Origin of the sequence: Streptomyces pathocidini (genome assembly GCF_001418495.1) — a bacterium.
In the GTDB taxonomy this organism is placed as follows: Bacteria; Actinomycetota; Actinomycetes; order Streptomycetales; family Streptomycetaceae; genus Streptomyces; species Streptomyces pathocidini.
This window is the reverse complement of record NZ_LIQY01000319.1, coordinates 1-10,277: the sequence shown is the minus strand read 5'-3', so window position 1 is coordinate 10,277 and position 10,277 is coordinate 1. Positions and strand designations below refer to the sequence as shown.

7 protein-coding genes are annotated in these 10,277 nt (G+C 71.8%); 1 reads left to right on the top strand and 6 read right to left on the bottom strand.

The features are described 5' to 3' along the window. Positions 1-92: 92 nt before the first annotated feature. A complete protein-coding gene (locus tag AOK16_RS16135) occupies positions 93-1,265 on the bottom strand; it encodes a hypothetical protein (protein WP_055472938.1) in 1,173 nt (390 codons plus the stop codon). Positions 1,266-1,557: 292 nt separating this feature from the next. Continuing rightward, positions 1,558-3,327 (bottom strand): arginine--tRNA ligase, encoded by a 1,770-nt coding sequence (gene argS / locus AOK16_RS16130; RefSeq protein WP_055472937.1) that lies wholly within the window; start codon positions 3,325-3,327, stop codon positions 1,558-1,560. 217 nt (positions 3,328-3,544) lie between these two features. Here argS and lysS point away from each other — a divergent pair, with 217 nt between their 5' ends. Continuing rightward, on the top strand, positions 3,545-5,302 hold the full coding sequence (gene lysS / locus AOK16_RS16125) for a lysine--tRNA ligase (RefSeq protein ID WP_055472936.1): 1,758 nt from the start codon (positions 3,545-3,547) through the stop codon (positions 5,300-5,302). 70 nt (positions 5,303-5,372) lie between these two features. Here lysS and AOK16_RS16120 read toward each other — a convergent pair whose 3' ends face one another. The 4 genes from AOK16_RS16120 to AOK16_RS16105 all read right to left on the bottom strand — a co-directional run. Beyond that, a complete protein-coding gene (locus tag AOK16_RS16120) occupies positions 5,373-6,899 on the bottom strand; it encodes a DUF2637 domain-containing protein (RefSeq protein WP_055472935.1) in 1,527 nt (508 codons plus the stop codon). 147 nt (positions 6,900-7,046) lie between these two features. Next, positions 7,047-7,829: a DUF3558 domain-containing protein gene (locus AOK16_RS16115; protein ID WP_079101444.1), complete on the bottom strand. Its 783-nt coding sequence runs from the start codon at positions 7,827-7,829 to the stop codon at positions 7,047-7,049. A gap of 94 nt (positions 7,830-7,923) precedes the next feature. Next, positions 7,924-8,874: a hypothetical protein gene (locus AOK16_RS16110; protein ID WP_055472934.1), complete on the bottom strand. Its 951-nt coding sequence runs from the start codon at positions 8,872-8,874 to the stop codon at positions 7,924-7,926. Between the two features lie 645 nt (positions 8,875-9,519). Further along, positions 9,520-10,277: SDR family NAD(P)-dependent oxidoreductase (locus AOK16_RS16105; protein WP_055472933.1), on the bottom strand; the 758-nt coding region annotated here is incomplete at its 5' end.

The following is a 10,277-nucleotide window of genomic DNA, read 5'->3' as shown; positions in this document are numbered from 1 at the left end:
GGCGCGCGGGAGGGCGCCTGGCGTGAGCCCTCCCGCGGCTCTGGTGTGAGGGCCTTCCGGCGTGAGCCGCCGGAAGGCCCGGGGCCGGTCGGTCAGGCGATGGGGCTGACGTACGGGGTCTTCTGGACTCCCGTCAGGCGGTCGTAGCGGAGCTGTTGGGTGCGGGGGCGGGACGGGGACTGGAGGTCGTGGGTGCGGATCGTCAGAAGGCCCAGGCGGACGTGGTCTGTTGTGGCTATACGGAGCCACGGGCGGCCCGCGCGTTCGACCGTCACCTCGTCCCGCAGCGTGCCGTCGCGGCCGGCCGCTATCGCGTAGGCCGGGCCTGTCGGTGGGGCGATGTCCAGGCCGCCGTCCGCGCGGATCGTGGTCGTGACCACCAGGTTGCCGCGGCCCCCGTTGGCGTCGCCGAGGAAGTCGTAGATAGGGGCCGGGTCGCCGGCGTAGTGCTTGAAGCGGCCCAGGCCCGTGACGTCCATGCCGTTGTAGAAGGTGCGGCCCTCGGTGTCGAGCCAGTAGTGGGGGTTGTGCGTCGGGGCGTTGAAGTCCCGGCCGGAGTTGTACGAGATGTGCCAGTGCGGCGGGTTGTCCGTGTGCAGGGTGTTGTTGGTCTCGAACCCCATGAGCACGAAGCGGTGGCCCTTCGCGGCGGCCGTCTCCACCATGCCGGAGTCGCGGAAAACCGTGTGGGCCGCGACCAGTTGGTGCACCACCGACTTCACCTCCACCTCCGGCCACTCCACCGTCGCCCACGGGCCCGCCGCCCGGTCCGGGTCGTTGTGCTCGATGCGCCAGTTCATCCCGGGGGAGATGTCCGGCTGGCTCCAGACCTGGAGGGTGGGCTGGTTGGCGTCCGGGCTGACCCCCGCCACCGGGAGGGTGAAGCGGACCGTGTGGCGGTCCGACGGGTCGCGGCGCAGCGCCGGGCGGGTGTCCTGGTGGACCACGGCCGCCACAGGCACCCCCGGCCAGCGCACCGCCACCTCGATCCCGGCGGTGTTCCGCGGGCCCTGCACGAACGCGTAGAACTCGGCTCTGCCGGCCACCGCGTACTTCTCGCCGGGGACCAGGGTGTAGCCCTCCGGCAGTGTGATCTCCGGCCGCCCGGGTTCACCGGGGCAGGCGCGGACCACGCGGAAGGCGGCGTACGCGACCTCGGCCGCGGCCGCGCTCCCGCCCGAGGAGAGTGCCAGGGAGAGGCCCGCGGCGGACACCCCGCCGAGCAGCGTCCGACGGCTCAACGTTCCCGGGATCGTTCCCGACATCTTCGAATCCTTTCGCAGGTTACGGATGGATCGGTTCCGAATCCTGCTGCGGGCGCGCCTCACCCCGCACGGGTGCCCGGCTGAACGGGAGTTGACGGTTCGGCGCACCGGAAGGTTCGGCGCACCGGAAGGTTCGGCGCACCGGAAGGTTCGGTGTGCCGGAAGGTTCGGCGCGCCGGGAAAGCCGAAGGGGCGGCTCTGACGGCGAGTGCCGTGGCGGAGCCGCCCCCTGAAGGCGTACCGGAGCCGCCTCTGAAAGCGCGATGAAGCGCCGAAAGCGCGGTAAGCGCGGTCAGAGCCGCTCGGGCGTCCTGATGCCCAGCAGGTCCATGCCCTGGTGGAGCGTGCGGGCCGTCAGCGCGCACAGGAACAGGCGGTTCTCGACGGTCTGCGGGGTGTCCGCCTTCAGCACCGGGCACTGGTCGTAGAACGTCGTGTAGTGCGAGGCCAGCTGGTAGAGGTATGCGGCCAGCTTGTGCGGCTCGTACGTCTCCGCCACGCCCCGCAGGGTCTCCGCGAACTCGTCGATGTGGAGGCCCAGCGCCCGCTCCGCCGGAGCCAGTTCGAGCCCGGGGTGCGCCACCGGCCGTACGTCGCCCGCCTTGCGGAGGATCGACTGGATACGGGCGTAGGCGTACTGGAGGTAGACCGAGGTGTCGCCGTTGAGGGACACCATCTGGTCCAGGTCGAACTTGTAGTCCCGCGAGGCCGACGTGGACAGGTCCGCGTACTTCACCGCGCCGATGCCGACCTGGGCCGACCGCTCGGCGATCTCCGCCTCGGTGAGGTCCTGGGCCTTCTCCCGCACGACCGTCGCCGCGCGCTCGATCGCCTCGTCCAGGAGGTCGACCAGCCGGACCGTCTCGCCCTCACGGGTCTTGAACGGCTTGCCGTCCTTGCCGAGGACCGTGCCGAACGCGAGCTGGACCGCGTGCACCTTGTCGTTCAGCCAGCCGATCCTGCGGGCGGTCTCGAAGACCATCCGGAAGTGGAGGGACTGGCGGGCGTCGACCACGTACAGCAGCGTGCTCGCGTGCAGGTTCTGCACCCGGTCGCGGATCGCGGAGAGGTCGGTGGCCGCGTAGCCGTAGCCGCCGTCGGACTTCCGCACGATCAGTGGTACGGGGTTGCCGTCCGGGCCCTTGACGTCGTCGAAGAAGACGCAGAGCGCGCCCTCGGAGCGGACCGCGACGCCGGACTCCTCCAGGAGGCGGCAGGTCTCGTCCAGCATGTCGTTGTAGCCGGACTCGCCGACGACGTCGGGGTCGCGGATCTCCATGTCGAGCTTGTCGAAGACCGAGTAGAAGTAGATCTTCGACTCGTCGACGAACTTCTGCCACAGCGCGAGGGTCTTCGGGTCGCCCGCCTGGAGGTCGACCACCCGGCGCCGGGCCCGCGTCTTGAACTCCTCGTCGGAGTCGAAGAGGGCGCGCGAGGCCTTGTAGAGCCGGTTGAGGTTCGACATGGCCTCCTCGCCGGAGGCCGCGGTGTCCGGCGAGGAGGCCCGGTGGTCCAGCTCGTGCGGGTGCTCCTCCAGATACTGGATGAGCATGCCGAACTGGGTGCCCCAGTCGCCGATGTGGTGGCGCCGGACCACCGTCTCGCCCGCGAACTCCAGGATCTGGACGACCGCGTCGCCGATCACCGCCGAGCGCAGGTGGCCGACGTGCATCTCCTTGGCCACGTTCGGCTGGGCGTAGTCGATCACCGTCGTGCCCGGGTTCTCGGCGTACGGGACGCCCAGCCGGTCGTCGGCCGCGCGCGCCGCCAGGGTCCGGACGATCGCCTCGTCCGTGACCTTGATGTTGAGGAAGCCGGGGCCCGAGACCTCGACCTCGGCCAGCAGGTCGTCCGCCGGGAGCCCCGCGACGACCTGGGACGCCAGCTCGCGCGGGTTGCCCTTCAGCTTCTTCGCCAGCGCCAGCATCCCGTTGGCCTGGAAGTCCGCCCGGTCGCTCCGTCGCAGCAGCGGGTCGGCGGAGCCGGCCTCCGGCAGGGCAGCCGAGAGGGCGTCCGCGACGCGCTGGTGGACCGAGGCGGCGAGGGAGGGAACCGAGGCCATGGATACGTACCGTTCCGTCGAATGGACCGAGTGCTGATGGACTGGACCGTGCTGGTGGACCGAGTGCTGGTCGACCGACTGCCGGGTGGATCTTGTCGAAAACCGAGTGGAAAGGGGACTGGCGCCCAGTATCCCATGGGCACGCCACCCGTTTTCCGGATGGGACAATGGGGGCGCCAGGCTTTCGGGCGAGGAATCACGAGGATTCGAGAAGGAAGTGCCGATCGTGGCTCAGAGCACTGAGACCGACTGGGTCTCCAGGTTCGCGGACGAGGTCATCGCCGAGGCGGAGCGCCGCGCCCCCGGCAAACCGATCGTCTGCGCCTCGGGCCTCAGCCCGTCCGGGCCGATCCACCTCGGAAACCTCCGCGAGGTCATGACCCCGCACCTCGTCGCGGACGAGGTCCGCCGCCGCGGCCACGCATGCGTGCACATCCTGTCGTGGGACGACTACGACCGGTTCCGCAAGGTGCCCGCCGGGATCGACCCGTCCTGGTCCGAGCACATCGGCAAGCCGCTGACCTCCGTGCCGGCCCCGCCCGGCTCCGAACACCCGAACTGGGCCGAGCACTTCAAGGCGCCCATGGTCGCGGCGCTGGCGGAGCTGGGCGTGGAGTTCCACGGCATCAGCCAGACCGAGCAGTACACCTCGGGCGTCTACCGCGAGCAGATCCTCTTCGCGATGCGCGAGCGGCGGCGGATCGACGCGGTGCTGGACCGGTACCGGACGAAGGAGAAGGCGGCCGGGGCCGCCGGCGGTGCCGGGGGCAAGCAGCAGCAGAAGAAGGGCAAGGTCGACGAGGCCGACGCCGCTGCCGCCGAGGCCGCGGCCGAAGGGTCGGGCGCGGCGAGCGAGGACGACGGCTCGGCCGCCGCGGGCTACTTTCCGTACAAGCCGTACTGCTCGGTCTGCGAGCGCGACCTGACGACCGTCACCGCGTACGACGACGAGACCACCGAGCTCTCGTACACCTGCGCCTGCGGGCACGCCGAGACCGTGCGGCTGTCCGAGCACGACCGCGGCAAGCTGGTCTGGAAGGTCGACTGGCCGATGCGGTGGGCCTACGAGGGCGTGATCTTCGAGCCCAGCGGGGTGGACCACCAGTCGCCCGGCTCGTCGTTCGTGGTCGGCGGGCAGCTGGTGAAGGAGATCTTCGGCGGCGAGCAGCCGATCGGGCCGATGTACGCGTTTGTCGGCATCAGCGGCATGGCGAAGATGTCCAGCTCCAAGGGCGGAGTGCCGACGGCGGCCGACGCGCTGGAGATCATGGAGGCGCCGCTGCTGCGGTGGCTGTACGCGCGGCGGCGGCCGAACCAGTCCTTCAAGGTCGCCTTCGACCAGGAGATCCAGCGGACGTACGACGAGTGGGACGCGCTGGAGCGGAAGGTCTCGGAGGGGGGCGCGCAGCCGGCGGACGTCGCGGCGTACCGCCGGGCCACGCGGACCGCGTCCGGCGAACTGCCGCGTACGGCACGGCCGTTGCCGTACCGGACGCTCGCGTCCGTCGTGGACATCACGACCGGGCACGACGAGCAGACGCTGCGGATCCTGCGCGATCTGGACCCCTCCGACCCGATCACGGCCCTGGACGAGACCCGGCCGCGACTCGACAAGGCCGAGCGGTGGATCGCCACCCAGGTGCCGGCGGAGTCCCGCACGCGAGTGCGGGAGGAGCCGGACACCGAGCTGCTGGCGTCCCTGGGGGACCAGGAGCGGGAGTCCCTGCGGCTGCTGCTGGAAGGGCTGGACGAGCGGTGGTCGCTGGACGGGCTGACGTCGCTGGTGTACGGCGTGCCGAAGGTTCTGGCGGGGTTGGCGCCCGACGCCAAGCCGACGCCTGAACTGAAGGTCGCGCAGCGGGCGTTCTTCGCCCTGCTGTACCGGTTGCTGGTGAGCCGGGAGACCGGGCCTCGACTGCCGACGCTGCTGCTCGCGGTGGGCGCGGACCGAACCCGCAAACTCCTGGGGTCGTAGCCCCCGTTTGACGGCCGGGGTGCCCGCGCCGGAACGGGGGCGCATGTCCACAACCCCCGGCGGAGCCGGGCTAGCCTGCTATGCCCATTTCCGTGTTGTAGCGGTCGCGGAATTCGCGGAGGTACGTGCGGAGGTAGGCCTCGCTGAGGAGGGTGCCGTCGCTGTTGGCCACGCCGTAGCGGTCGTTGAGCGTGCGGGAGAGCTGGCGGGCGGACGGGAAGCTGGCCTGCTCGCTGGCGAACTGGCGGTACGCCTGGAAGTACAGGTCGTCGCGCAGGACGCCGTCCGGGATCCCGACGGGGTCGTCCTCGGCGATGGGCTCCGGTTCCGGCGCCGGGGGTGGCGGCGGCGCGGGTGCCGCGTACTCCTCCCGCGCCGGCTCCTCGTACCGCTCCGGCTGGTACTCCGGCTCCGTCGGGCGCGGCGACGGCACGAACGCGGCCGCGTGGCCGTTCGGTTGGGCCTGCCCCAGAGACCGGCGGCGGCCGGGGCTCACCGGGACCGTCACCTGCGAGGGGTCATCGGCGGACACGTCGGACACCGTCTCGGGGGGCGTGTGCTCGGCGTATGCCGGGTCGCCCGGCGCCGGGGCGTACGCCGCGGGTTCGTATGCGGGGTCCTGTGAGTCGTTCGCGTGGCCCGGGGCACCTTGCGCCGGGGCGTATGCCCCGGACTCGTACGCCGGGTGCCCCTGCGGCGCATCCCCGTACTCCTGCGTCGGAGCCGTGCTCTGGGGGTCTTCCATCGGGTGCGGGCGGGATGTTGTCGCGGTCTCCGCCTGGCGGGGCGGCGTCGAGTGTTCCGGCTCCGCGGCGGAGAAAGCTTCCTGCGGTGGGGGCGCGGTGGCTGCCGGGAGTTGGGGCGTGCCCTGTGCCGCGGCGCCCGGCGCGATCACCGGTGGCTTGATGCCCGCCGCCGCCAACCCCGCTGCTCCCGTCTGGGAGATGGGGACTCCGTAGCGGGCCAGCCGCAGGGGCATCAGGGACTCGACGGGTGCTTTGCGGCGCCACGCGCGGCCGTAGCGGGCGCGCAGGCGGGCGCGGTAGACGAGCCGGTCCTGTTCGAGGCGGATGACCTCGTCGTAACTGCGCAGTTCCCACAGCTTCATGCGGCGCCAGAGCCGGAAGGTGGAGGGGAAGGCGAGCAGCCAGCGGGCGATGCGGACCGACTCCATGTGCCGGTCGGCGGTGATGTCGGCGATGCGGCCGATCGCGTGCCGGGCGGCCTCGACGGAGACGACGAAGAGGACCGGGATCACCGCGTGCATGCCGACGCCGAGCGGGTCGGGCCAGGCCGCGGCGCCGTTGAAGGCGATCGTGGCGGCGGTCAGCAGCCAGGCGGTCTGGCGCAGCAGCGGGAAGGGGATGCGGATCCAGGTCAGCAGCAGGTCGAGGGCGAGGAGGACGACGATGCCCGCGTCGATGCCGATGGGGAAGACGAGCGCGAAGGCGCCGAACCCTTTCTTCTCGGCGAGGTCGCGCACCGCCGCGTACGACCCGGCGAAGCCGATCGCCGCGATCACTATCGCCCCGGCGACGACCACGCCGGCGAGTATGCGGTGCGTACGGGTGAGCTTCATCGCGTTCGGCGCGGCCATCCCGCGATCCCCTCCAAGGGCTCCGGCTCCACGGAGCGGTGTCATCTCGACGTCATCGCCGCACAGCCTGGCACACGCGGGTACGCCGCGGCGCCCGGGTCCGAGGGGAACCCGGGCGCCGCGCAGGCGATTTGGGGAAGTGTGGGGTTACTTGTCCGAAGAGGACTTGGGCTCCGGGGACTTGCTGCCGGAAGTGGCGCTTCCGACCTTGCCGCCGGCCTCGTTCTCCGCGGCCACGGCTTCGACCGCCTTCTTTGCCGCCGCCTCCGCGTCCTTCAGCAGGTCCGCGGAGTTCGGCTGCTTGGCGTCCTCGTAGCCGGTGCCGTTGTAGTTGAGGGTGATGATGACATTGGCGCTGCGGGCGACGACGGTCTGGTTCCGGAAGTCGTCCTTGCCCTTCTTCAGGCCGTACGCGAAGGTGGCCGACTCCTCGCCGATGCCCTCGCCCTTGCCGCTCTTGAGGTCCTTCGCGTCCTGCGTCGACTTCGTGGCGTCGATCTGCTTGGCGAAGTAGTCCTTGGCGCGCTTCTCGCCGCTGCCGAGGGTGGCGTCGGACTCGAAGCGCTGGAAGGAGACGTCGAGCCAGCGGTACTGGTAGCCGTCCAGGCCGTTCCAGGAGCAGGTGGAGCGCGACTGCACGTCACCGGACTTGCCCGCCGTGCCGGACTTGCTCTTCGCCTTCGGCACGAGCTCCTCGACGGTCTTGCCCGCGAGCGCCTCGCAGGGCTGCGGCAGCTTGCCGTACTTCGCGGCCTCGACGGTTGGCGAGGGCTTCGCCCCGGCCGACTTCGAGGCCGCGCCGCCCGCGGCGTCCTGGGAGCTGTCGGAGCCCGAGGAGCAGCCGGCGACGAGGATCGCCGGTGCGACGGCCGCGCACGCGAGGAGGCGGGCGAGTCGCGGGCGGGTGGGTCGCTGGACTGGTCTGCGCATGATTCCTTCGCTCGTCCGGGGACAGTCTCGGTCCCGGGTTTCGCCCCGGGGGCCCGGGGTTGGTCCGGGTTCGTCCGCCCAGGCTAACCGGAGGCTAGTCGTCGAACCGCCCGGACAGTTCCTGCGCCAGGCGCCGCGCCCTGCGCTGGAGGTCCTCGCTCAGCGGCAGCTCGGCCTTGGTCGTGGACCACTGGTCGTACTCGACCGTGACGATGACGTTCGACGAGCGGAAGACGACCGTGACGTCCCGGTGGACACCCGAGTCGGCGGTGGCCAGGCGGTCGTTGAGGTACGCGGTGTCGGCGAGGTCCTCGAGCGAGCGGGGGGCGAGGGAGGCCTCGGGGCCGGCGGACCCGGCGCGCTCCGAGCCGCTCGCGGAGGGGGTGCCGGACGCGGTGGCGGTGGGGCCGGTGTGGTCTTCGCCACCGCCTTTGGGGTTGGCACCTTCTTCGCTGTTTTCTTGACCCTTGCCCGAATTGCTCTTCTTGTCTGTCTTGTTGGGGGGTGATGCGGACTCGGACTTCGAGTCGGAGGCCGCCTCCGAGGGCAAACCCGTCGCATCCTCGGCCGCCGGCTCCGGGATGTCAGCCGCCTCGGCCTTCTTGTCGTACAGCTGCTGTGCCCGGTCGTCGTCGCTGACCTCCGGGTCGTAGGAGACGACCCGCTCGAAGTCGATGCTCAGATGGCGGGTGCCCGTGTCCGAGTCCGCGGTCCAGCGGCAGCCGACGCGGCGGTCGGTGTCGAAGGTGATGGCGGCCTCCCCCTCGTACGCCGCCTCCCGCTCGTCCGCCTCCAGGTCGTCGTCGAGGCCGGGCAGCAGCGTGCGCAGCGTCGAGCGGCCGACGGCCCCGCAGGGCTCGGGGAGGCTGCCGTACTTGCCGGGCTCGGCGGCGGGCGCGGTCGCGGCGACCTCGCCGGACTTGGGGTCCTCCGAGGGGCCTTCGCCGGAGCCGCTGGAGCAGCCGGTGAGGCCAGCGGCCAGTCCCGCGGCGGTGAGCAGGGCGGCGGTGAGGACGGTGCCCGGTGCGTACGGCTTGCGCGGCACGGTCAGCGGCTCCCTTCGGGCGGGGTCGATGGCGAACGGGGAGGGAAAACCGGTTGCCGCTCGTGAGCGGCGGGGTGGAGACAATGTCTACCGCACGCGCCGCCCGGCCTGCCGGTCCCTTGTCGAGAATCGGCACTAAGTCCGGCTTTTGCGTTACGCGTTCTGTTCGGGGGGTATGGGCGGGGCTGAACGATCATGGGCAATGCGGCGCCCTTCGGCTCCGCCTCCCCTGGCGCGGGGCGCAGGATCAGGCCGTCTTGCCGCCGCCCCCTGGCCCGGCCGCCGGGAACGGGGGCGTGTCCTGTCGGCAGACGGTTCCGACCGGGGGCAGGGTGCCGTCTACGAGGTAGCAGCTCTCGTGCCGGCCTCGGGACGCGGCCCTGCCACAGGTCCTGCAGCCTGCCGGCGAGGTATGCGCTGATCACCGAGACGTACCCGCTTCAACACAACCGCGGCCCGGAAGTCCTCGCGAACCGACCGCGGCCGTGCGGGCGGGCTACCGCGGTCGCACGGGTGAGCTGCCGCGGTCGTACGAGCGGGCTGCCGCGGTCGGAGGTGCTCGGGGGCTGCGCTTGCGACTGCCGGACGGGCCGCACCGGGGGGCCGACGGGAACGCGGCACACCCCCGGCGTAATCCGACCGGGATCAACTCCCGCGGTGGACCTTGTAGTTGGAGGCCTGGGCCCGGGGGCGGACGACGAGGAGGTCCACGTTGACGTGGGAGGGGCGGGTGACCGCCCAGGCCACGCTGTCCGCGACGTCGTCGGCGGTCAGGGGCTCGGCCACGCCCTCGTAGACCTTGGCCGCCTTCTCCGCGTCGCCGCGGAAGCGCGTCAGGGCGAACTCCTCGGTCCGCACCATGCCGGGCGCGATCTCGATGATCCGCACCGGCTGCCCGTTCAGCTCCAGGCGCAGCGTCTCGGCGATGACGTGGGAGCCGTGCTTGGCGGCGACGTAGCCGCCCCCGCCCTCGTACGTGGCGAGACCCGCGGTGGAGGAGAGGACGACGATCGTGCCGTCGCCGGAGGCGGTGAGGGCGGGCAGCAGCGCCTGGGTCATGTTGAGCACGCCGAGGACGTTGACCTCGTACATCGTGCGCCAGTCGGCCGGGTCGGCGGAGGCGACCGGCTCGGTGCCGATCGCGCCGCCCGCGTTGTTGACCAGCACGTCGCAGCGGCCGTCGAGGGAGGCGGCGAACGCGTCGACGGCCGCTCGGTCGGTGACGTCGAGGACGTACGGCACGGCGTCGCGCCCGGCCTCGGCCAACTCGGCGGCCAGCGCCTCGATCCGCTCCTCGCGGCGGGCGGTGAGGACGACCCGGTAGCCGGCGGCGGCGAGCCGCCGGGCGGTCGCGGCCCCGATGCCGCTGCTGGCGCCGGTGACGACGGCGGTGGGGGCGGCAG